The organism is Marivirga aurantiaca (genome assembly GCF_016679925.1).
In the GTDB taxonomy this organism is placed as follows: domain Bacteria; phylum Bacteroidota; class Bacteroidia; order Cytophagales; family Cyclobacteriaceae; genus Marivirga; species Marivirga aurantiaca.
Genome location: NZ_JAEQBW010000005.1, coordinates 250,149 through 273,656 on the forward strand (window position 1 = coordinate 250,149; position 23,508 = coordinate 273,656).

Genomic DNA, 23,508 nt, shown 5'->3' on the forward strand with positions numbered 1-23,508 from the left:
GAAAAATCACTACTTATGGAGGTGAAAAATGCTAATAAGGAAAGATAGGCCGAATTATATATCTACAAGGATTTGAAAAATTCCGTTAGGCTATCTTCTGAAGAAATACCTAATTTTTTCCGCAGGCGGTATCTTCTCATATCCACGCTTTTGGGTTCAATTCCCAACATAATAGCAACTTCTTTGGAAGTAAGTTCGGACCTTAAGAGGCTGGCCAATCGCTTTTCACTTTCTGTTAAGCCGCACACTTGCTGCTCTAGCTTATGATAAAAATCAGTTAAGTATGGAGTGGCCTGTTCTTCAAGGTTATTTCTGCCTTGTACATTAATTTTGTACATATAATCCTGAATCAATTTATCCAGTTCAGTTTTTAATAGGGGATGATCTACTTTCCTGGTGAGCTTCTTAAAATCAGTGCGGAGTTCTTCAAATAAATTATTCTTTTCGATTAAAATAAGTGCCTGGTTAACAAGTTCTTGCTTTCTGCTTTCGAGATCTTTATCAAGCTTTTCCTTTTCTAACTGGAGATTCTTATACTTTTCCTGCATCAAATGCTGCTGAGAATGATGAAGTTCCTGCTGCGTAGCACGTAGGTTTCGTTCTTTCTTCATTCTAAACAGGTAATAAATCACGCTGATCAGCAAAAGAAGGAGTATGCTTATAATTACTGACCAATAAAGCTGATGTGATAAATCATCAATTTTCTCACTCTTATGGATAAGTTGCCGTTCTTTCTCCTTTCTCTCATTTTCATAGCTCATTTCCAATTCCTGAATTCGCGCTTGTTGTTGGTGAAAATTCATGCTATCGCGCATATTTACAAATTGTTTATATTCAATTAAGGCGTTTGAATACTCCCCTTTTGCTTGTAAATAATTGGATCGAATGAGGTGATAACGGTAACGTGATTCTACTGAATTAACCTGTGAGTCAATAAACATCGCACTATCCAGGTACAAACCTGCTTTATCATTTAAATCAAGCACTAAGTAAACCTCAGCGAGGCTAAGATATACCTGATGCATTTCATTATAAAAATCCACTTCCTTAAAATTTTCAATAGAGGAGCGGTAATATTTAATAGCCAATTCAGGTAGGTTCAGGTTTTTGAAATAATTATGCCCGAGGTTATATTGAACACGCGCTGCTTCTACTTTATTATCCATTTCCTTAAAGATGGCAAGTGCTTTCTTCAGGTAAATAACTGCCGAATCATATTGTTCCAATTTATCAAATTCATTGCTGATATTGGTATAGTTCCTTGCCTTGCCTTTTTCATTGTTGTTTTTAACATCCCATACCAATGATTCCTTATGGTAACGCAAGGCTTCCTCATGCAGGCCCATTCTTCCTGTTACTGAACCAATATTGCTTAAAGTGGAAGCTATACTTTTTGTCTGATTAAGTTTTTTCTTTAATAGTAATGTTGTGTGGAAATACTGCAAAGCAGAATCGTATAAATGTCGGGAATAAAATACCAGGCCAAGATTGTTGAAAGACTCTGTCAACCGCTTTTGAAAATTATTCCTTTCGGCCAACTCAATGGCCTTTCTATAATACTTTTCTGCTACAATTAGGTTTTGTTTGTAGTAAGCGGTGAGTCCTAGTGCATTTTGACAATCCACCTGACCGGAAACATCATTTTCCGTTTCATAAATTAACAATGCTTTATTTAGAGAGCTCTCTGCGGAATCTAACTGAAACAAATTAATTTGATTCACGCCCAAAGCTGTATAGCAAAGTGCCAGATCTTTTGTGTTATCATTTTTTTCGACAAGGATTATACCTTGTTTAGCTTTTAATATACCTTCAGCAGGATTTGAATTTTTTAGCTTTAAAGCACATTGGCAAAAGGACTTCGGAGTTTTTTCGGTCTTTTCACAATTTGAAGCAGAAAGTGGGTCGTTTGCAAATATTAGAACAACAAATAACAAGTATATATTTATCCGAAAAATTTTTATCCGCATCATCTACAAAAGTTAAAAGGAGACCAATTATAGCAGTAGCCCTGTTGAACTAAAAATATACACCTGTTGCAGTTTAGCAATTAATTAGATGATTGGCAAATATTATATTGTACTTTAATAATAGGAAGGATATGCTACTGGTATAAAAAAGAATAAATGATGTTAATAATTGGGATTTTAAATATTAACATCCCTTCTGCAGAGCCACACAAAAAAGGTTGAAGCGGATAGTAATTCTAAAATACCCATCATTTTAGACTCGCTAAAACAATGGGTATACATTAAGTAATCTGTTGTAATTAAAATTTATAATTCACACCCAAACTAAATGAAGTGCCTGGGTTAAAGCTGGTAAAGATTTCATCCTCTGCTTGAAATGATTTATAAACACTCTCCCTTTTCTCATTCAAAATATTGGTTACTTTAAAATCAACTGAAGTTCTGTTATCAGTACCAAATCTTTTAATAATACTAAAATTCAAGCTGTGAAAAGATTCATCATAAACATCTGCATATAAACCTGTTCCCACTACAGCCAATGTAGGGCCTTTCACATTATAAAAAATACCGGCATCAATTCCACTGTCAAAGTTATTATAAGACAATCCTGCATTGATTACATATGGAGCCTGTCCTGCCATTTGCCTTACAGCTTGTAGATTCTGGCCTTCTTTTTCATAATTTTTACGTGCACTGAATTCTGTATCTGTCATATCAATTTTGGATTGAACAACAGTAACATTTCCATTTACATTAAAGTTATCTAATGCCGGAGCAATAAAACTCAGTTTTTTTACTAATTCAAATTCAAGGCCTATTAACTCTCCGTCACCAACATTTCTGGGCTGAAATTCTGTACTGGTTTGTTGTTCAGGAATTCTTACTAATTCTATTGGATTGTCAAACTTTTTATAAAAAGCACTGACAGAAAAAATCTGACCTTCTTTCTGGAAAAGCTCCCATCTTAAATCTAAATTATCTATTCTTGTTTCTGTTAAATTACCATCCCAGTCAGCATAAGGAAATAATGAACCATTAAAGATCCTGTTACTGATAGGATCAAGAATTTGTGCAAAAGAAAGTTCCTTAAACGAAGGTCTTGCAATAGTTTTTGCATATGAAAAACGTAAATTCTGCTCATCCCCTAAAGAATAGATTAAATTAGCTGTAGGAAAGAAATCAAATGAATCTAATACTTTTTCATTCACAAGATTTCTGCCATTTGTATTGCCACTGGCGAATTCCTGGTCTCTTCCTGTATGACGCTGCACATAATTCTCAACTCTTAGACCCAGAACTGCTTTTAAATTCTTTGTAGCATTAAATTCATTTGAAATATAGACTCCGGTATTTTGAATATTGGAGTTATAAGCATTTGGATTGGGATTATTATTACCCGACTGGTAGTAGATACCATTAGGTTTATTGGGAAATAAATTCTCCTCATTTAATACCTCCGACTGATCTGTATTATCCCACGATTGACCTGAAAAGAATTGAATATCGTAAAATAATATTTCATAATCTCTTTCCTTATAAGTATGACTTGCACCAAGTCTTAATTTTGCTTCCGAATCGTTAAAACTGTATTTTTTGGTTACATCAAATTTTCCGGTTAAACTGATCTCATTTAATGACCTCCAGATTCTGGATGGATTCCCACCTTCACCTGCATTAAATCTTGGATTTTCGCGTTCAATGTCCGAGAAAGCTGTTTTTCTGATATCAGGATCCTCAGAAGTGGAAATAGTTGGCGATACTCTCCAATCTAACTCCCAGCCTGTATTTCGTAAGTTGTGAGTTCCGTTTAACAATATGTTGGTGAGAGACCTTTGATTATATTCAAGGTTATCTGACTGTGCCAAATAACCGGACTGTCCAACAGCAGCACCATCATTGTCAATCAGAAATTGTCCGGCCCTTTTTTCACCGTTTTGTAACCTCATTGCAGTTAACCTTACTTTCGAATACCTGCTTTTTAAAGCAAGCCCGCCTAATGCACCAATTAAAACATTTTGCTCCCCTAGCTGACCTGTCTGTAAGGTAGCATATCTCATATCTGTACGTGAAGCTTCTGCATATCTTTGATATTCACCATAGTTTACCTCATCATAAAATTTGGTTTCATTTTTATATGAAAGCGAGAATATATAGCCTAATTTAGGCTTATCAGAAGAATTTTCAGTATTCTTTTTTTTAAGTGATATTTGGTCACCTATGGAGAACCCCATGCTGTAATCCATCAAACTTGTGGAAGTTGTTGCTCCTAATTCAGGATTAAAACTTCTTACAAACCGAGATACATCCTCCTGAGAATGACCACTTAAGGGAGTGGGAACTGAGCCTCCTTTTGCGCCCTGAGGCAATTCACGTGTTCCATCATCAAATCCCAGAAAATCAGTTTTTCCACCTTCATAGGTTAAAAAATCAGGATTGAAGTGCATATTCGGATTGTAGCTGATTCCTAAAGAAACATTTAATATCTTTTCATCAGGGAAATCCTTTGTTTCAACATTTACCAGGCCTCCGGTAAAATCTGCAGGAAGTTCTGCCGTAAAGGTTTTACTTACCACCATATTATCTATTAAGTTGGTAGGGAAAATATCCATTTGTAAACTATTCCTATCAGGGTCCAAACCGGGAATTTCCACATTGTTTAAAGTAGTTTTGGTATATCTATCCCCTAATCCTCTTACATAAACATACTTGCCCCCTTCAATAGAAACACCTGTTACTCTTTTTACAGCTTCCACTGCGGTGGCATCACCTATTAATCTGAATTTGGCAGAAGAAATACCGTCAATCATTCCTGGCGCTTTCTTTTTAATCGTCATTAAAGCTGCTTCCGTGGTACGAATAGCTTTAGCTGTAACTACTACTTCTTTTAATTCAGATTTCTCTTCTTGTAACCTGACAGTGCCCAAGGTATTAACTTCTCCCGATTTAACTTCAACACCTTCAATGGTAATTGACTGAAAAGTGACAAATGACACTTGAATATCATAAGTACCAGGTGCCGTATTAATCGAAAAATCACCTTCGAAATCAGTTACAGCTCCTATAGCTGTGCCTTTGATTACCACATTGGCACCAATCATAGGTTCTCCATTGGAATCTTCTATTATTTTACCTCTAATTTCACCTTGTTGTGCAAAAACTATTGAAGCTGACAAAAATAGAGTTGCTGTTAAAAGAAATTTGAAATACTGCATAAATGACATAATTAATCTGTTAATCCCTTACATAAAAAAGACACACAAAAGTAATTTGTGTGTCTTACTGAAACTATTCTAAGTGATTAAGAATTTGTTATTTGTTTCTTGTTATGTTATGGAATTGTTATCACAGCCCGGTTAATGCGCCTGTAGTTCCGGCCCATGTCCAGCTTGTAAATACGGAAGCATCAGCCTTAGCGCTTGCACTGGCACCCGCACTAACTCCTGCAGGAACAGTAGCACCTTCCGGTACATAAGCCGTAATTTCAGTTCCGGCATTGATATCTAAAACTATTCCTTCAAAATCAACATTTTCAGCGTCAACTCTATTGATGATCTGTCCATTGGCAATGCCTGTAAAGAAGATATCCTTTAATATTACACCGGAATTAGCATCTGTATTAATTAAGTTATCAGAACCTCTTATAAGCTCTCCATCTTCATCAAAAGTTGAAGCAACAACAGTTCCATTAACAAAAGTATGTTGCACGTTCAAAAGAGTTGATCCTTCAGGCCCATCTAATTCGAAGCAATGACCAGCAGGAGCTATTACTATAAAGTTGTCCATAGTACCAGACCATGCCTGATCAGTATCCATACCATCATCATTTGCATTCCAAACCAAAGCGTTTTTAACATTTACCGTACCGCCAAACCACTCGATACCATCATCCTGATTGGCAACAACCTCAATATTTTCAATCACAGTACCACTTCCAACACCTCCTAAAGTTAATCCGTTGATTTCATTACCTGCACCAATGTTTGAACCTCCGTGACGGATAGAAATATATTTTATAACTCCTGAATTGTCAGCAGCATCACTTCCACCATACAATCCATTTGGATCTGATGTTGGAATACCTTCTATCTGAACTTCCGCACCTGAAGCAGAAATAGGAGCATTACCTAAAACGATTACTCCACCCCACAGACCATCCTGATCTGCATCCAAGTTAGGGGAAGCTATTTCTCCCTGAACGATTTCATCAGCAACTGAAGTGAAAATAATCGGCTCATCTGCTGTACCTTCTGCCATTAATTTACCTCCCTTGGCAATTAACAGAGCTGTTGCATTTGATCCTGTTCCAGCTTCACCTTTAATAATTGTACCAGCTTCAATTGTTAAAGTAGCTCCGGCTTCAACTGCAATTCTGCCACCTAACTGATATATATTATCTTTCGTCCATTCTGTATCTTCAGTAATATTTTCTGTTATTACAACATTACCTGAATCATTATCATCGTCCAAAATCGGGGAACCTTCGTCTTCATCACATGCTGTGAAGCCAAATCCTACTGCCAATAAAAGCAAAGTAAATAATCTAAATTTTTTCATCGTGAATAATTTTTTCGTTTTTAAATTCATCTGCGACAAAGGTGAATATTTAGTGTTACCTGAACTTGTTTAGCCTTTTAGCAAATTGTTATCAATTATTCCATGATGTTAATTTAGTGTTAAAATAAAGAGCTTGGCGAGTCTTCCAATGTCGGTCAAGATGTATTTGGCAACATTTTTTTCAAAAGGAGTAGAAAAAGAAAAAGCGTTCCGGTAAGAGAACGCTTTAATTCATTTGTATAATTTAAGTACTGTTTAGCCGATGGGAATTTTATTTAATATCCTCTGAACAATATCTTTGGTTGTTATTCCATCAGCCTCTGCCTCATAGTTTAATAATATCCTGTGATTCATCACATCATAGGCTATTTCCTTAATATCTTCAGGCAATACATAATCCCGACCTTCCATAAAGGCAATGGCTTTGGCTGCAAGGTTTAAGTTAATACTTGCCCTTGGAGAAACGCCATATTGAATATATTCTGCTTCTTGTTTTAAATTATAATCCAAAGGATTTCTTGTGGCATAAACTAATTCAATAATATAATGCTCAAGCGATTCTGAAATCTCAACTTTGTTGATTTCATCCCTGATTTTGAAAATATCTTCTTTAGATAGTAAAACGTTCACAGTTTTGTCAAATGTCATGTTGGACATCCTTCTCATTACTTCCAGCTCTTGTGCTTTAGAAGGGTAATCCACAGTTACTTTCAACATAAACCTGTCTACCTGTGCTTCCGGCAATGGGTAGGTTCCTTCCTGATCCACCGGGTTTTGGGTAGCCAATACAAGGAATGGTCTGTCCAGTTTAAAAGAAGTCTCACCAATTGTTACCTGCTTTTCCTGCATGGCTTCCAGTAAGGCAGATTGTACTTTGGCAGGAGAACGGTTAACCTCATCGGCTAAAATTAAGTTAGAGAAAATGGGTCCTTTTTTCACCTCAAACTTTCCATCTTTTTGATTGTAAATCATGGTCCCAATTAAATCAGATGGCATTAGATCTGGCGTAAACTGAATTCTTTGGAAATCAAGATGCAATACTTCAGCTAGTGTATTTACTGTAAGTGTTTTAGCCAAACCTGGAACACCTTCCAGTAAAACGTGACCATTGGTAAATAAACCGACCAACAATCTGTTAATCATATATTCCTGACCCACTACCACTTTACCCACTTCAGCTATTACAGCTTTCACCTTTTGTTGCAACAGGCTTCTTTCTTCAGATACTTGTACTTCTTCCATAATTTAAATGTCAATCAAAAATTATATTCCAAAATTCAATGTTGTTAGGCTAAGCTCTCAATTAAATCTCCTTGTATGCTTCTCCAAAAGGTGAAGGAGTTTTGTTTGAACTTATCAACATTGTTTCAAATTTATTAAAATGAAACGATACTGTAAACGGATTCATTGTAAGAATTCAGTTTTTTCCTACCTTCTAAAAAGCTTAACTCAATCAGAAAGGTAAAGTTGCAGGCCTTAGCGCCCAGCTTCTCCACTAGTACGGCTGCGGCTTCTGCAGTTCCTCCTGTGGCCAACAGATCATCATGGATCATTACGCGCTGCCCCGGCTTTAATGCATCTGCATGGATTTCCATGGTAGCATTGCCATATTCCAGCTCATAAGCATATTTAACTGTTTTATGAGGTAATTTTCCTTCTTTCCTCACCGGCACAAAAGGGATACCCATTCTGTCAGCTATCAGCATTCCGAAAAGAAAGCCACGGGATTCCACTCCAACAATTACATCAATCTTATCTTCTTTGGCTTTATCTACAAACCAATCCACTAACTCGCTCACCAATTTTGGGTCTGCCAGTACTGGTGTAATATCTTTAAATATGATTCCAGGCTTTGGAAAATCAGGAATATCCCGAATGGTTTGATTTAGTTTTTCTGTTGTTGTCATAGGTGTTGAAGGCCCATGTCTGACCTTGTAGGTCTGACATTAGGACTGTTGTTTAAAGTAAGTTTTTAATCTTATCATCAGAAATAACATTATAAGAATCTTGGTAAAAACTGTCTCTAACTAGATTTAGCATTTCTAGTGCCAACTCAATATTACATAAGGTGCCATTTCTTTGGCCTACATAATCTTTAAATGAGGAAAATTCCCAATCTTCCATTCTAGAACAAAGACCTGCCATATATGGATTTTGATGAATATAATTCAAACATACGAATTCATAATTATTATTTGATATATTTTTAAACTTTGCTTTTTGTCTGAAAAGGGAACCTGTTCGATTAACTGATTTATTATAAGGAATTGTATAACTACTTTGTAAAAGTCTAAATCCATTAACTAAGCTTGGCATGGAGATCCCTCCAATTTTTTTATTGATAACTGATTTCACCGTGGCACATATCATAAAATGAAAGTGATTAGGCATAAGACTGTAACCAAATATATTGGAAATATGAATTTACGCACTAAGCGAAGAAAGAAAAGATAGTTTTCTCTTTCAGAAAAAACTTTGATACGGTTATTCCCTTGGTTATAAACATGATACAATTGACCTAATTCTATTTTCATACATATTAAATTTAGAGTCTTCAATTGCTGGTTCATTGCTAAAGTAATGTCAGACCTGGAAGGTCAGACATTACTTTAGCTTCTTCGCTGCCTCCCAGTACACATCCATCTCCTTCAATGTCATATCCCCAAGTTGTTTGCCTTCTTTTTTACTCGCTTCCTCAAGGTATTGAAACCTCTTAATAAATTTTCTATTCGTTTTTTCCAGTGCTTCCTCTGGGTTGATATTTTTAAAGCGAGCATAATTAATTAAACTAAACAGCACATCACCAAATTCTTCCGTGGCTTTTTCATGGTTTCCGGCTTCTTCTTCCTGCTTAAACTCCTGCATTTCTTCCTCCACCTTGGCCCAAACCTGGTCTTTATTGTCCCAGTCGAAACCAACACCTCTGGCTTTTTCCTGAATTCTCATTGATTTGATCAATGCAGGCAAAGATTTAGGAACTCCCCCCAAAACTGATATGTTCCCTTTTTCCTTGAGCTTAATCTTCTCCCAATTAGCTTTTACAGCTTCTTCATCATTGGCCTGCACATCCGCATAAATATGCGGATGACGATTGATCAATTTATCACAAATACCATTTAACACATCCGCTATGTCAAAAGCTTTTTGCTCATCAGCCATACGCGCATAAAATACCAAATGAAGCATAATATCCCCCAATTCTTTTTTCACTTCTTGTAAATCACCTTCCAAAATAGCATCAGAAAGTTCAAAGGTTTCTTCTATGGTTAAATGGCGTATGCTCTCAATGGTTTGCTTCTGATCCCAGGGACAAAGCATTCTTAGCTGATCCATGATAGTCAATAATCTATCAAAAGCCTCTAATTTCTTTTTTCTATTACTATCGGGGTAAACAGATACTTCTTTCATTAAAAAAATTGTTAAAGGATTACAAGCAATATTCAGTCAGTGTAGTTGGACAAAATTCAGAAATTTTTACGAATTGATTTTAATCGTTGCAATGTAAATTTATTCTAAACCAGAGATGCTTTTTAATAAGAAGCAATTTAAGAAACTTTGCCCAGTTTGTAGGCGTTGTGCAGATAGAGTGTTAAATTTGTATAAAATTTAAAAGATTGGGTTCACCAAACCTGGTTTAAAAATTAATTAATATGACTGTATTCTTAATAACTGTAGGATTGCTAGCTGCATTTTTTCTTTTAATGTCAGTACGATTATTATTTTTGAAAAATGGAGAATTTAAAGGGACATGTGCTTCACAAAGTCCATTTTTGAATAAAGAGGGAGAAGCCTGCGGTTTTTGTGGCCGCCAGCCAGGTGAACAATGTGCAAATCCTGAATCGGAGGTAAACAAGGTTTTAAATAAATTCTAAGGTAAAATTTGAGTAATTAGGCTACTCATGAAAATTTACAATAGATTCTTAAGAAATAAGGCTTCTCATTCAATACCTCGTCTTTTGCTCCCAAATTATTTGTAAAGAATACTTAATGTAAAAGGGACAAGTCTTTTCGATTATTATGAAAAGACTTGTCCTTTTTTTATAACTGGTTTGAGCTCTGCTTATTCAAACATACTCATAAAGAATCGAATGATTTCTTCCCTGATAGCCGGGTTGGCACCAGATGCAAGGGCTACAGAAATTACTAACCCAATCATGGCATAAGAGAAGTCACGGAAAATCATTCTGCCGGCTTTCTTCTTGTGTTTCCTTCCTTTTTTCTTTCTGGCCAAGCTTACTGCTATTTCTCTGCCACCAATTATCCCCAGGAATATCCAGGTAGTACTCATTGGCACTGTACTGATAAAAAGCTTGTATATTAAAAGTATTACATAGGTAAGGTCAATCAATGTGGCTGCCCTTACATCCGAAATTCTAACTTTCTCACTTACTACTCTCTGTATTTTATCCCCTCTTAAATAGAAAAGAAGACCCAACCCTAAAAAGATAGTTCCAGCGAAAATAATAAATTGAAATGCAGTTTGTTGCCTAGGCAAAAACACGGCTACATTGGCACCATCCTGCATCACCCAAACAGCCCAGAGTGTACCACTTACTATCCATTGAGTAACGGTCCAACCCACGTGCATGCTTCGGCTTTTGTAATATTTCTTAATCAAATTATAGCCGGCATACCATACTACAAAAGAAAGTACAAAAGCTAATGCATAGCCAGAAATACTTTTTAATACCATGGATGTAATACCACTGGAACTTGCACTAAACACACTCAATAATAAGAATGTGGTAGAAACCGGCATTCTCATCCTGGTAAGAATTAATAATACCAGTGGTGCAATAATTTGAAAAAAGCTGAAATTCTCCGGGTGCGGGTAATTACTGGATCCATCGGGGTTGAGTAGTCGCTGATAAGTAACATCTCCATCAAAATAAAACCAACTGAAAGTTACAGTTATTAAAAATATAGTACCGATAAAAAGCCACAGCACCCACCATTGACGTAATTTATTGCTCTCAATAAAAGTACCCAGGGATTGAATACTATCATTAGCCACAGTCGCATATGCAGCAAAAGCGAAACCCAGCCACATAGCTGCTCGTCCATAGTCTATCAATATGGCTGCCAGAACGAACCCAGATAGTATGATTGCCAAAAATGTTTTTTCCTGAATAAGAAAATCCAGGACATTTAAATAGGGCCTGTTCCTTTCAATTCTTCTAAATTTTTTTGCCATTCCCGTTTTTAAATTTATGGAAACTAAATATTAAAATTCTTTTGCAAAAATATGTTTATAATTAGGCTTTTCAATGAACAGCCTGATTATTTCGACAGAACCCATGTTATCTTATTGTTAAGAAAGCATTCGCTTCTTCTTTTCTTCTACTTAGAAATGGCTTTAAATAGCTCTCAGGCTCAAAAATGTAGCCGACAACCATTCTTTCTCAAAGGAGACCTGTATGTTTCAATGTGGTATACAATTAACATTGGAAAGTTCAATTGATCACTTTCTGTTTTTTAAATACTCTTCAACTTCTTTTATAGTTTCCCTGGCTGATCTGCCCACACCAATTAAAGTAGCGGAAGCAAATCCAGTCCAACCTCCATAACCTACTAACCATAACCCTCTTTCTTCTACTGAATGGGTTCCTTTGGTTGTAATTTTGCCTCTTTCATCGGTGGAGACGATTTTATTTAGATGGTTAGTAGCATAGCCAAAGCCGGTACACCATATCACTGCATCAAAAGCTTCTTCCTCGCCATTTTCCCATAATACACCAAATTCTGTGAACGCTTTGAACTGACCATTAGAGCGTAAAATGTTTCTTTCCCGAGCTTCTTGTACCGAAGGAACCATTACGATATTGCCTAAATTATATTTTGAAGCATCAAATTTCTCTCCTTTCTTTTCAGCATAATACCGTGCAGAAGCCTGGTCAAATAACACCCTTCCGTCAACATCATCAGGTAAAAATTCGGGGGTTTTACGGGTTGTCCAAACAGTTTTGGCGACTTTTGAGACTTCCGCCAGGATTTGTGCTCCCGAATTCCCCTCTCCAACAACCAGCACTTTCTTTCCTTTGAAATCCTCAGGGGTTTTATAATTCGCAGAATGCAGCTGCTCACCTTTAAACTTCTGCTGTCCGGGAATTTCAGGGATAAATGGATGGCCCCAGGTGCCGGTAGCAGAAATAACTGCTTTGCTATAAAAGCTACCTTTATCGGAGATAATATGAAAGGATTCATTTTCTTTCAACACCTCCTTAACATTTACCGGCCGCTGGACAGGAAGTTGATACCGTTTCTCATATTCACCTATATATTGAATTACTTCTTCTTTTGCAGGGAATTGATTATGAGATTTAGGCATCAGCCAGCCGGGCAATGAACTATGCTCGGCAGGTGAAAAAAGTGTTAGGGAGTTCCAGGCATGAAGCCATGCCCCTCCACACTTTTCCTGATCATCTAAAATCAGGTATTTAATATTGGTCCTACGTAAATAATATCCACAAGCCAAAGCACTTTGTCCTCCTCCAATAATGATCAAATCGTATGCTTGTTCCTTATGATTCATACATTACATTTTTCCGATAAATTTCTTTGACTAAACTACTTCTAAGAGAAAAACTACAAGCTTAAATCTCTTATCAAAAACTGTTAATACTTCTTCTTGTTAGCATAAGCTACTAATGAAAGCATTACAGGCACTTCTACCAATACCCCTACCACACAAACCAGGGCTGCAGGACTTTCCAGCCCAAATAATGCAATTGCTACCGCTACTGATAATTCAAAAAAATTGCTGGCGCCAATCATAGCTGCCGGAGCACATACATTGTAATTCAGTTTCAACTTCTTTCCACTAAACCAGGTAATAAAAAAAATGAAATAGGTTTGGATGATTAGAGGAATGGCTATAAAAACAATAATTAAGGGATTGTTGAGGATGTTTCCACCCTGGAAGGCAAACAACAGCACTAAAGTCAGCAATAAGGCAATTACACTTACCGGCTTGAACTTAGGCAAAAATTGAGAAGTAAACCATTTCTCTCCCTTTGATCTTATTAGAGCCTTACTAGTGACAAAGCCTGCTGCCAGTGGAACTACTACATAAATAGCTATACTTAATAAGAGTGTATTATAAGGAACGGCAATATCAGTGATACCCAATAATAAGCCAACAATAGGTACAAAAGCTACCAGAATGATTAGATCATTAACAGAAACCTGCATCAAAGTATAGTTAGGATCACCATCACTCAAGTAAGACCAAACAAAAACCATAGCGGTACATGGAGCTGCCCCCAATATGATGGCTCCGGCAATATATTCTCCGGCTAATTCCGGTGAAATGAATGCTGAATAGAGATTAGAGAAAAACAACCATGCGAAAAATGCCATAGTAAATGGTTTGATCAACCAATTCACGATAATTGTGAGAACAATTCCTTTCGGTTTTTTTCCAATCTTTTTTAGGCTTGAGAAATCTATCTGTAACATCATAGGGTAAATCATCATCCAAATAAGGATGGCGATTGGGATATTGACCTGGTAGAGCTCCATTCTACTCAAAAACTCCATAGAATCACCTGCAAAATGGCCAATTAAAACACCTCCAACGATACATAATACCACCCATAAGCTTAGGTACTTTTCAAAAAATGCTATCTGCTTCCTGGGTATAAGATTAGTCTTATTTGTCATTTTCTTTCTAATTTACTTTTGACTTGTGAGAATACATAAAACATTTCTGCAGCTATTTGTTTGCTTCTTTCATCATACCTGGCTGCTTCTTCGGGTGTATTATCAAAAGCTTTGGGGTCTTCATAACGAACAGGTAAACGCACTTCAGCACTGGAAATAAAAGGGCAATTTTCATCCGCATGGGAACAAGTCATAATAGCGGCAAATTCTGCTTTCGGGTTAATTCTATCATCATATATTTTAGAAAATGCAGTTATTGGCTCTGCATCATCCGAAAAAAAGATGAAATACCTTGGGTTTTCCTCTCCTTTTTGGGTGACTCTAAAACCTGCTCTTCTAATGGAGTCCACCGCACGCTCATTAAAAGCAGTCACTTCTACTCCTCCTGAATAACTCTTAATATCAATACCATAATATCCGGCAGCAGTTTGCGCCCAGATTTGTGAAAGCTGACTTCTGCGACTATTGTGGGTACAAATAAAGTTCAACTTTACAGCTTGATCATTGGAAAGCTTCCCCTCCACATAATCAATTAATTCCTGCAAAACTTCCTTTCGCTCATTTGAAATGGCGAAAGGAAGTTGATCAATTTTATCAGAAAGCTGTTCGTATAATTTGATACTGTTTCCCATATGAAATAGATTAGCAACACCCACTATCAGGAGTGCAGGCATTGTTACCTGAGGCCGTCATATCTGCCAATTTAATCCTGGGTTTTCCTTGGAGTTGGGATTCAGGGATGCCACATTTGTCTTTAGCAAGGCAATCTGTTTGGGTATTTGTGAGCACAAAACCTGTCCCATTGAAATCTAGTTCATATTTACCAATGGTAGTATCCTGATACTCCACTTCAACTTCCCAATTTTCCAAGCCCAGCTTCCTTTCTGAAAGTGAAATGATATCAATCAATTTTTGGGCACCAATCCTATGATCGAAATCCCCGGCCTCCCAAAGCTGAAAGCTAATTGAGTTCTCTTGCCTTATTGTTCCTCCACAATCGATGAATTTTTTGGTTACAGCCCCCACTTCTGTCACGTGAAAATGTGGTGGCACAAAGCTACCGTCAGGTAATTGAAAAGTCACTTGGTCTAATTGCGCCAGTTTTGATTTTACTTCTACAAGTTTCATATTTCTATTAATTATATTATTGCTATATTACGATGATTCTATTCAAAAAAATATCAGCAGCAATCTATGTTGCCAGGTGCTTTATAAAGTTCAAACACTTGATTAAATATTTTTTTCACTTCCTCCCAACGTTGGGGATTAATACAATAGCTAACCGACACTCCTTCAATAGTTCCTTGAATAATTCCAATATCTTTCAAGGCTCTTAAATGTTGGCTGATAGTCGCTTGGGCGAGGCCTAATTCCGAAACCAAATGTCCATTTATACATGCATTTGATTTCAACAAATACTGAATGATGGCAATACGAGCCGGATGTGCGAAGGCTTTAGCCACATTTGCCAGGTCATTTTGTTCCTCACTGAATAAATCTGATTTAGTTACACCCATTCTTTCTATACATTATATTGCAATATTACGATGAATAACGAAAACTTCAAATTTTTGTTTACTAAATTGAATTTGGTGGAGCCATTGAAATTATCCGGCACATCGCTTTACCTATCTTTAGGCTCGTACAATTCAAGTCTTTTTTCAAGCAAATCCATTTGATGTTGCATCGATTGGATACGTTGAACCAAATGATTGATAACATCTATTCCTTCAAAATTAATTTCCAGGTCACGGTGCAACCTAACATACTTTTCCAGATCCGTTAATTGGCTGGCAGGAATACAATTCCTTTCATCAATGACCGAAATTTCTATCAGATCAATTTCATTTAAAGAAAAAATGAATGAATCGGATACACTGTGATAATGGCAAATCGTTTCCAGGGGGATATACTCATGCTTTTCCATTGCTCAATTTATTTAGATAGGTTAGCTAACTCTTTAAATAATTCTTTCTGTTTTTCACTTAAATTTTGAGGAATAGCTACTTGATAGGTGACATATAGGTCGCCAAATTGCCCCTCTTTTTTATAGACAGGAAATCCTTTACCTTTCAACCTGACTTTGGTACCGTTTTGTGTCCCGGGATTTACTTTTAGCTTTAACTTCCCACTCATTGTGTCCAGCATGATATCTCCTCCTAAAACAGCAGTATATAAATTTATTTCCTTGGTTGTAAATAAATCATTTCCTACTCTTTTAAATTGAGGAGTATTGGCCACTGAAAATGTAATATATAAATCGCCTTTAGGGCCACCATTGACTCCCTCACCGCCATAACCTGGCAACTTGATAGTCTGTCCATCCTCAATACCGGCAGGCACTGTAATTCTTACATTCTTTCCATTAATGTTAAACGTTTGTTTATGGGTTGTGTAAGCCTCATTCAAACTAAGATTAACTTCACTTGTATAGTCCTGTCCTTTAAACCTTGCTTGAGCTCCTGCTCTGCCCTGAGCACCAAACCCTGAACTTCCGAAGCCGCCCGCCTGTCCGCCAAACATTGATTCAAAGAAATCGGAAAAAGCTGATCCTTCAAAATCTCCTGTAAAGGTCTGCCCACCTCCGGCAGATGCTCTCTGTCTTTGTTGCGATTGTTTATATTTCTCATATTCTTCACCTCGCTCCCAATCCTTGCCATATTTATCGTACTTCTTTCGCTTTTCAGGATCGCTCAATACAGCATTGGCTTCATTTAATTGCTGGAATTTTCTATTAGCCTCTTTATCATTAGGATTTATGTCAGGATGATATTTCCGTGCTAATTTTCTATATGCTTTTTTTATTTCTTCAACACTGGCATTTTTATCAACCCCTAAAACTTTATAATAGTCTATGAATTCCATATGAATGACTGATTTTTAAAAATATTTTTTCTGCTTTTCTTCTCAAACCTGTATTTGTCAAGCAATTATTAAATATCATAATTGCTCTGTATTTATTTTATGACTTTTGTCTTCTATAAAAGTGATTTATTCCGTTTGAAATTCAATAGGATGATTAAACCCAAGATTACTTTAACTGCTCTTTACGACTAATTAAGTTGGTATGTTGACTTTAAGCCTGCTGATTATAAGCTTATAAATGAGAATTATGCTTCACAAAAGTTCAATTCCATAATCTTATAATATTGTTTCCTGAAAATTACTACACCACTCTATTAATTTTAGTAACTTTGTCAGTTTAACAAACTAACAAAGACGTGACCTTAATCAAATCAATTTCAGGCATCAGAGGAACCATCGGTGGAAAAGCCGGAGATGCATTGACTCCAATTGATATCGTAAAGTTTTCCGGAGCTTATGCAGCTTGGTTAAAAACGAAGTCAGATAACAATAAAATTGTGATTGGAAGAGATGCCCGCCCTTCAGGTGAGGTGGTTTCCAAATTGGTAACTGCCACTTTACAAAGTATGGGGATGCATGTTGTGGACTTAGGTCTTTCAACTACACCTACAGTAGAACTTGCTGTAGTGCTGGAAAAAGCCGGAGGAGGAATTATTTTAACCGCCAGCCATAATCCAGTACAATGGAATGCACTAAAGCTTTTGAACCATAAAGGAGAATTTATTTCTGATGAAGATGGAAAGGAACTACTTCAAATAGCAGAATCCGGGAAATATACTTTCAGTGAAGTTAAAAAGCTTGGTAAATACACCACTCAGGATCATTATATACAAAAACATATTGATATGGTGCTTGATTTGCCATTGGTGGATATCAATGCCATACGGGAAAGAAAATTTAAAGTGGTGGTGGATGCTGTTAATAGCACAGGCGGTATTGCTATACCAAAGTTATTAAAGGCGCTGGGAGTAGCAGAAGTGCGTGAGCTTTACTGTTATCCGGATGGCAACTTCCCTCACAATCCCGAACCATTACCTGAAAACATTACTCAGATTTGCAATGAACTTGCCAATGGTCATTATGACCTTGGAGTTGTATTGGATCCTGATGTAGATCGTTTGGCAATTGTAACCGAAGATGGAACTCCTTTTGGTGAAGAATATACTTTAGTAGCAGTAGCTGATTACGTTTTAAGTCAAACGCCAGGCAATACTGTATCTAACCTTTCCAGCACAAGAGCTTTAAGGGATGTGACTGAGAAACATGCCTGCGAATATGCGGCTTCAGCTGTAGGTGAAGTAAATGTAGTGGCAAAAATGAAAGAAACCAATGCGGTAATAGGCGGGGAAGGTAATGGCGGTATTATATACCCTGAAAGCCATTATGGCAGGGATGCTTTGGTTGGAATTGCTCTTTTCCTTACCCATTTAGCTAAAAGCGGAAAATCGTGTTCCCACTTAAGGGCAACATATCCTAACTATCATATATCCAAAAACAAAATTGAATTAACCCACGACATTGATGTAGATGCCATTTTATTGGGTATTCAGGAGAAATATAAAAACCAGCCAATAAATACCATTGATGGTGTTAAAGTAGAGTTTGATAAAGAATGGGTTCATTTGCGTAAATCAAATACAGAACCTATTATAAGAATCTACTCTGAATCTGACTCTGAATCCAAAGCTGAACACCTGGCACAGAAAATGATTTCGGATATTAAGGAAATAATTAATCACAAAGAATAAGTACAAAAGCATGGAACGTATCTATTTGGACAATGCAGCCACCACACGTTTAGATCCTGAAGTTTTTGAGGCTATGAAGCCTTATATGCTCGATTATTATGGAAATCCATCTTCTATTCATGGACATGGAAGGGATGTAAGATCTGCCATTGAGAAAGCCAGAAGAACAATTGCTGAACTCCTTAATACTTCTCCATCAGAGATTTTCTTTACTTCAGGTGGAACAGAGGCTGACAATACTGCTTTGCGATGTAGTATTGAGCAGAAAAAAATCAAAACAGTATTGACCTCCAAAATTGAGCACCATGCCGTATTGCACACTTTGCAACACATGGAAAAGAATGGACATATTAAATTGGAATATGCCCCTCTGGATCAATATGGAAGTGTGGAGATTGCCGGTGTGGAAAGTTGGCTAAAAGCAAATCCTAATAGTTTGGTTTCGCTGATGCATGCCAATAATGAGATTGGTAATTTATTGGACATAGAAGAAGTTAGTTGGCTCTGCAACCAATATGGAGCCATTTTTCATTCCGACACTGTACAGACCATGGGACACTACACCCATAATCTGCAAGAAATAAAAGCACATCATATTGTTGGAGCTGCACACAAATTCCACGGCCCGAAGGGAGTAGGCTTTTTGTACATCAATGCTAAACATTCCATCCATCCATTCATTCATGGTGGTGCCCAGGAGCGTAATATGAGGGGAGGTACTGAAAATGTGTATGGTATTATAGGTCTGGCTAAAGCCATGGAAATTGCTTATGCGAACATGGAAGAACACAGAAACTATATACAAGGTTTGAAAGACCGCATGATACAAGGCTTAAAGGCAAAAATTGAAGACGTTTCCTTTAATGGTTTATGTGCTGAATCTGAAAAAAGTTTGTACACTATACTGAATGTATGCTTGCCAACTTCTGATATGAGTGAGATGTTGTTGTTTAACCTGGATATTAAAGGTATTTCGGCAAGTGGTGGCTCGGCATGCAGTAGCGGTAGCAATGTGGGTTCTCACGTAATTGCCGAATTGGTTCGCGATATGAAACGACCGAATGTGCGATTCTCATTCAGCAAATATAATACTGTAGAAGAAATAGACCGGGCAGTAAATGCACTTGCTGAAATATATGAAAAAAACCCGGCACTGAAATAATGCCGGGATTCCATTTTATTTAAACTTTCATCAGGGCTTTAAAGAATCCCATATTTTCATCTTTTTCCTTCACTACCAACAAAGGAATATCAGTATCATAATTGATTACTTTCTCAGTAACACTTCCTAAAAGCATGGATGCCATTTCCGTTCTTCCCTTAGATCCCATCACAATTAAATCTGCTTTCTCTCTTTTGGCAAATTCAAAAATAGTATCGGCAGGGGAATTATTGTCCAAAATATATTCGCAATTTAAATCCTCTTTGAAATTATTTCTCTTCAGGAATTTCTTAAAGTCTGTCTCCGCATGCTTTTTCATGATTGCTGCGAACTCTTCCCTGCTTTTTCCGGTGCGGTGGTAGCCTGAAGGTACTTTATAGGTGTTGAGTAGTTGCAATTTAGCACCAGTTTTTGTAGAAAGATCCACGGCCTCCTCCAGTGCCAATTTTGAATGTTTGGAAAAATCTATGGGTACTACTATTTTATTAAATCCCTCATTTACAGTTTCCGGCACTAATAATACAGATGAATGTGCCACTTTAGTGATCTTTTGAGGTAAAACGCCAGAGCCTTCCAATGATCTTTTTCGCCCCATTACTATTAAATCAACTATTTTTATATCAATCCATTTAAGCAGCTGATCAGTAGCATTTCCTTCTGTTATTTCAACTACTTTCTCACAAGGGTGATCACTTGTCCAATGTTCCTTAATTTCAGCTTCCATAGTTCTTTTGAGTGATTCATCTGTGGGTGCCAGTAAGTCAGGATAATTTTTTCGTACTTCTTCCGGCAACTCAAAAGTATTTGCCACATGAAAGAAATATATTTTTTCTGTTTGAAAATGCTTCGCCAACTGTGATGTATAGCGGATGAGTACTTCATCCATTTCAGTTAAATCTAACGCAACAAGAATTCTCTCAATTTTGTACATGATATTCAGAAATTAATTTTAAAAATTACTTCAGTTATATTATTCTTTTAACAATTTATCTAACGAATGATAAGTTACAAAGTGGTAGTTTGGTCTTGCTTTTTGATAAATGTTTAATGCCATTCTTCTTCCTTGAGATGTTTTAATCATTTCAGCATACAGAGGCATTACCAGTTTTCGTCTACCCGTTTCAACCAAAAACTCTTCTATTTTAGGATATGCCACAAAATAGTTATTACGCAAGGCTAAAAGAAACCATTCCATCAAAATCTCTGAATTTCCTGATTCAGTAAATGACATTTCAGCATCCAACTTCCTCATCTCATTAACACCTGCGGAATCAGGTAATTGCTGCAGGAAATGTAACCATTCATGTGTACTCCACTCCATATTGCTCAAAGAATCCACTTGTTCACCCTTTAACCAATCGATAAGTACACTATCAACTTTGTTGAATCGCTTTGAAACCGGCTCAACAAACCCCTCTGGCATTCCCTCTTCATAAAGCCATTCCGAAATAAAATTTTCCGGGATTTCAATGTTATATTTTCCAAATAAATACTGCTCCAGGTACAATATAAATGCTTGAGTATGCATACTCTGAAACGCATGATCATCAAAGTATTTGTTCAAAAATGTGTCAAATCTTTCCCTTCCTGCAAGTTGTTCCAGTGTTTTCAGAAAGAAAAAGCCCTTATCGTATGCAATGGAAGTCATCCCCTCATCAGGATTTCTGCCCTCCAGATTAAGCTTTAAATGGGTGTCGGATGCTTTACCTTCTTTTATTAGACTGTCTATTTCAGATTGAAGGTCACGATAGGAAATTAATGCAAGCATATCTGCATAATCCTTACCGTACATAGCTTCAATTATTCTATTCTCAAAATAAACCGTAAAACCTTCATTCAACCAGAAATCATTCCATGTAGCGTTGGTGACCAGGTTGCCCGACCAGCTATGTGCCAACTCATGGGCAATTAATGAAGTGAGTGATTTGTCCCCCGCCAAAATAGTAGGCGTTGCAAAAGTTAAGCGCGGGTTTTCCATTCCACCAAAAGGAAAACTTGGAGGTAAAAAAAGGACATCAAAGCGATCCCAACGATAAGCACCATATAAACTTTCTGCCGTTTCCAACATAGAGGCCATATCCTCCAATTCATATTTGGCTTTCTCAATAGTGACTGGTTCCGCGTAAACTCCTGTTCGGCTACCCGTACTATCAAATGTCAGGTTGCCAACTGCCAAAGCCATTAAATAAGCCGGGATTGCCTGTTGCATTTCAAATTGATAGTTTCCTGTTGTATCAATTTTCTGAGGATTTTCAGCACTCATCAGTGCCATAAAATTTTCCGGCACTTTTACTTTTGCACTATAACTAAACCGAATTGCGGGAGAATCCTGAATGGGGATCCACGACCTGCAAAGAATTGCCTGCGATTGTGTGAATAAAAACGGATGTTGTTTCCCGGCTGTTTGCTCCGGTTCAAGCCACTGTAAAGCCTCAGAGGTGTTGGTTGTTTCGTAATAAATAGCTACTGATTGTGTGTTCTTATCAATGGGTATAATCAAGGGCATACCCATTATGTCATTTCCCTTGCCAAAGCGAAAATTTGCTATGGGAAGTGAATCATTAGATAAGACTTTATGGATTTTAAGATTTTTTGTATCGAAAATAATTTCACCGGCTTTCTTACTTGCCTGAATGGTAAAAACCGCCTTGGCAGTAATCACCTTTCTCTCAAATGAAACTTCTGCTTCCCAATTTAAATGGGTAATTTTTGCAACTTGAGGACGAGCAAATGAATGTGGATCATTCACTAATAAGTCGGTTTTCTGTACAAGCTGCCCTTCTTTTGTTCGATTGTTCATTTGGCAAGAACTATAAATAAGACATATTAATAAATAATATGAGAAAATTGTGAGTTTCAAAATAGTAAATAATTTTGGTTTTAAATTCTACTATGTTTAACAGTAGCTAAAGATACAATCAAACGAATTCAAAGTCCTAAATTTGCGTTTAAAATATTATATTGTCCATTGATCGAAAATACGAAGCCGATTATTGCGGATAACGTTATTTGTTGTCATATTTGGAATCTTATGTTTAGAATGTCAGGAACACATCAGCGACCCACAGTGGTAATAGATATTGAAAAAGGTTTTTTCGAGCTATCTGGGTCATCCATACCGGAAAACCCCATGGAGGTTTTCTCTCCGATTTTTGACCACCTAAATAGGTATTTAGATGAGCCACAGACTCTCACCGAACTAAATTTTCGTTTAGATTACTTCAATACGAGTACTTCCAAATTGATGTTGGACATGATCCACAAAATGGAAACCCTCAAGGAAAAGGAAGGCCATGATGTTACTATCAGATGGTATTACAGGGAAAATGATGATGACATGATGGAAATTGGCGAGGATTTTGCCAACCTGTGTCGCTTACCGATCGAAATTATTCCTTATTCTTAAAACACTACTATTATATACATAGAATCTATTAAGTAGCTCCACACGAATCGAATTACCTCAGGGTTTTGTAAATGCCATACAAAACTTTCCTTGAGCTTCATTCGGGCACTCCAAAAAAACAGAGATATAAAAAAAGCAACAGAC

The 23,508-nt window shown here is 36.8% G+C and carries 21 protein-coding genes; 4 read left to right on the forward strand and 17 right to left on the reverse strand.

The features are described 5' to 3' along the window. Positions 1-62: 62 nt before the first annotated feature. The 7 genes from JKA74_RS12935 to mazG form a co-directional block, all read right to left on the reverse strand. A complete protein-coding gene (locus tag JKA74_RS12935; protein ID WP_236587775.1) occupies positions 63-1,970 on the reverse strand; it encodes a tetratricopeptide repeat protein in 1,908 nt (635 codons plus the stop codon). Positions 1,971-2,266: 296 nt separating this feature from the next. Continuing rightward, the gene (locus JKA74_RS12940) at positions 2,267-5,179 is read right to left on the reverse strand and encodes a TonB-dependent receptor (protein WP_201431615.1); all 2,913 of its coding nucleotides are present in this window, start codon (positions 5,177-5,179) and stop codon (positions 2,267-2,269) included. Between the two features lie 130 nt (positions 5,180-5,309). Continuing rightward, positions 5,310-6,521: a hypothetical protein gene (locus JKA74_RS12945; protein ID WP_201431616.1), complete on the reverse strand. Its 1,212-nt coding sequence runs from the start codon at positions 6,519-6,521 to the stop codon at positions 5,310-5,312. Positions 6,522-6,776: 255 nt separating this feature from the next. Beyond that, positions 6,777-7,730: an AAA family ATPase gene (locus JKA74_RS12950; protein WP_201431685.1), complete on the reverse strand. Its 954-nt coding sequence runs from the start codon at positions 7,728-7,730 to the stop codon at positions 6,777-6,779. A gap of 167 nt (positions 7,731-7,897) precedes the next feature. Continuing rightward, positions 7,898-8,428, reverse strand: coding sequence for an adenine phosphoribosyltransferase (locus JKA74_RS12955; RefSeq protein ID WP_201431617.1), 531 nt, complete (start codon positions 8,426-8,428; stop codon positions 7,898-7,900). 52 nt (positions 8,429-8,480) lie between these two features. Continuing rightward, on the reverse strand, positions 8,481-8,876 hold the full coding sequence (locus JKA74_RS12960; protein ID WP_236587777.1) for a hypothetical protein: 396 nt from the start codon (positions 8,874-8,876) through the stop codon (positions 8,481-8,483). Between the two features lie 249 nt (positions 8,877-9,125). Continuing rightward, positions 9,126-9,929 carry a nucleoside triphosphate pyrophosphohydrolase gene (gene mazG, locus JKA74_RS12965; RefSeq protein WP_201431618.1) on the reverse strand — a complete coding sequence of 268 codons (804 nt, stop codon included), beginning with the start codon at positions 9,927-9,929 and terminating at the stop codon, positions 9,126-9,128. Positions 9,930-10,171: 242 nt separating this feature from the next. Here mazG and JKA74_RS12970 point away from each other — a divergent pair, with 242 nt between their 5' ends. Then, positions 10,172-10,393: a hypothetical protein gene (locus tag JKA74_RS12970; RefSeq protein ID WP_201431619.1), complete on the forward strand. Its 222-nt coding sequence runs from the start codon at positions 10,172-10,174 to the stop codon at positions 10,391-10,393. Positions 10,394-10,581: 188 nt separating this feature from the next. On the opposite strand, the gene JKA74_RS12975 is transcribed toward JKA74_RS12970, so the two are convergent. The 8 genes from JKA74_RS12975 to JKA74_RS13010 form a co-directional block, all read right to left on the reverse strand. Next, positions 10,582-11,715 carry a hypothetical protein gene (locus tag JKA74_RS12975; RefSeq protein ID WP_201431620.1) on the reverse strand — a complete coding sequence of 378 codons (1,134 nt, stop codon included), beginning with the start codon at positions 11,713-11,715 and terminating at the stop codon, positions 10,582-10,584. A gap of 267 nt (positions 11,716-11,982) precedes the next feature. After that, on the reverse strand, positions 11,983-13,053 hold the full coding sequence (locus tag JKA74_RS12980) for an ArsO family NAD(P)H-dependent flavin-containing monooxygenase (RefSeq protein WP_201431621.1): 1,071 nt from the start codon (positions 13,051-13,053) through the stop codon (positions 11,983-11,985). 83 nt (positions 13,054-13,136) lie between these two features. Continuing rightward, a complete protein-coding gene (gene arsB / locus JKA74_RS12985; RefSeq protein ID WP_201431622.1) occupies positions 13,137-14,183 on the reverse strand; it encodes an ACR3 family arsenite efflux transporter in 1,047 nt (348 codons plus the stop codon). Continuing rightward, complete coding sequence (locus JKA74_RS12990; RefSeq protein ID WP_201431623.1) at positions 14,180-14,815, reverse strand: low molecular weight phosphatase family protein; 636 nt, start codon at positions 14,813-14,815, stop codon at positions 14,180-14,182. The genes arsB and JKA74_RS12990 overlap by 4 nt, the downstream gene beginning before the upstream one ends. Before the next feature lie 10 nt (positions 14,816-14,825). After that, complete coding sequence (locus JKA74_RS12995; protein ID WP_201431624.1) at positions 14,826-15,311, reverse strand: DUF6428 family protein; 486 nt, start codon at positions 15,309-15,311, stop codon at positions 14,826-14,828. A 53-nt stretch (positions 15,312-15,364) separates the two neighbouring features. Then, positions 15,365-15,700, reverse strand: coding sequence for an ArsR/SmtB family transcription factor (locus tag JKA74_RS13000; protein ID WP_201431625.1), 336 nt, complete (start codon positions 15,698-15,700; stop codon positions 15,365-15,367). Between the two features lie 107 nt (positions 15,701-15,807). Continuing rightward, a complete protein-coding gene (locus JKA74_RS13005; RefSeq protein ID WP_201431626.1) occupies positions 15,808-16,110 on the reverse strand; it encodes a chaperone modulator CbpM in 303 nt (100 codons plus the stop codon). Positions 16,111-16,118: 8 nt separating this feature from the next. Further along, complete coding sequence (locus tag JKA74_RS13010; RefSeq protein ID WP_201431627.1) at positions 16,119-17,048, reverse strand: DnaJ C-terminal domain-containing protein; 930 nt, start codon at positions 17,046-17,048, stop codon at positions 16,119-16,121. A 356-nt stretch (positions 17,049-17,404) separates the two neighbouring features. On the opposite strand from JKA74_RS13010, the gene glmM reads away from it, so the two are divergent. Both glmM and JKA74_RS13020 read left to right on the forward strand, forming a co-directional pair. Beyond that, a complete protein-coding gene (gene glmM, locus JKA74_RS13015; protein WP_201431629.1) occupies positions 17,405-18,796 on the forward strand; it encodes a phosphoglucosamine mutase in 1,392 nt (463 codons plus the stop codon). A gap of 10 nt (positions 18,797-18,806) precedes the next feature. Beyond that, a complete protein-coding gene (locus JKA74_RS13020) occupies positions 18,807-19,958 on the forward strand; it encodes a cysteine desulfurase family protein (protein WP_201431630.1) in 1,152 nt (383 codons plus the stop codon). Between the two features lie 19 nt (positions 19,959-19,977). On the opposite strand, the gene JKA74_RS13025 is transcribed toward JKA74_RS13020, so the two are convergent. Continuing rightward, on the reverse strand, positions 19,978-20,889 hold the full coding sequence (locus JKA74_RS13025; protein WP_201431631.1) for a universal stress protein: 912 nt from the start codon (positions 20,887-20,889) through the stop codon (positions 19,978-19,980). Positions 20,890-20,928: 39 nt separating this feature from the next. Further along, positions 20,929-22,758, reverse strand: coding sequence for a M1 family metallopeptidase (locus JKA74_RS13030; RefSeq protein WP_201431632.1), 1,830 nt, complete (start codon positions 22,756-22,758; stop codon positions 20,929-20,931). Between the two features lie 231 nt (positions 22,759-22,989). On the opposite strand from JKA74_RS13030, the gene JKA74_RS13035 reads away from it, so the two are divergent. After that, positions 22,990-23,364: a DUF1987 domain-containing protein gene (locus JKA74_RS13035; protein WP_201431633.1), complete on the forward strand. Its 375-nt coding sequence runs from the start codon at positions 22,990-22,992 to the stop codon at positions 23,362-23,364. Positions 23,365-23,508 lie beyond the last annotated feature (144 nt).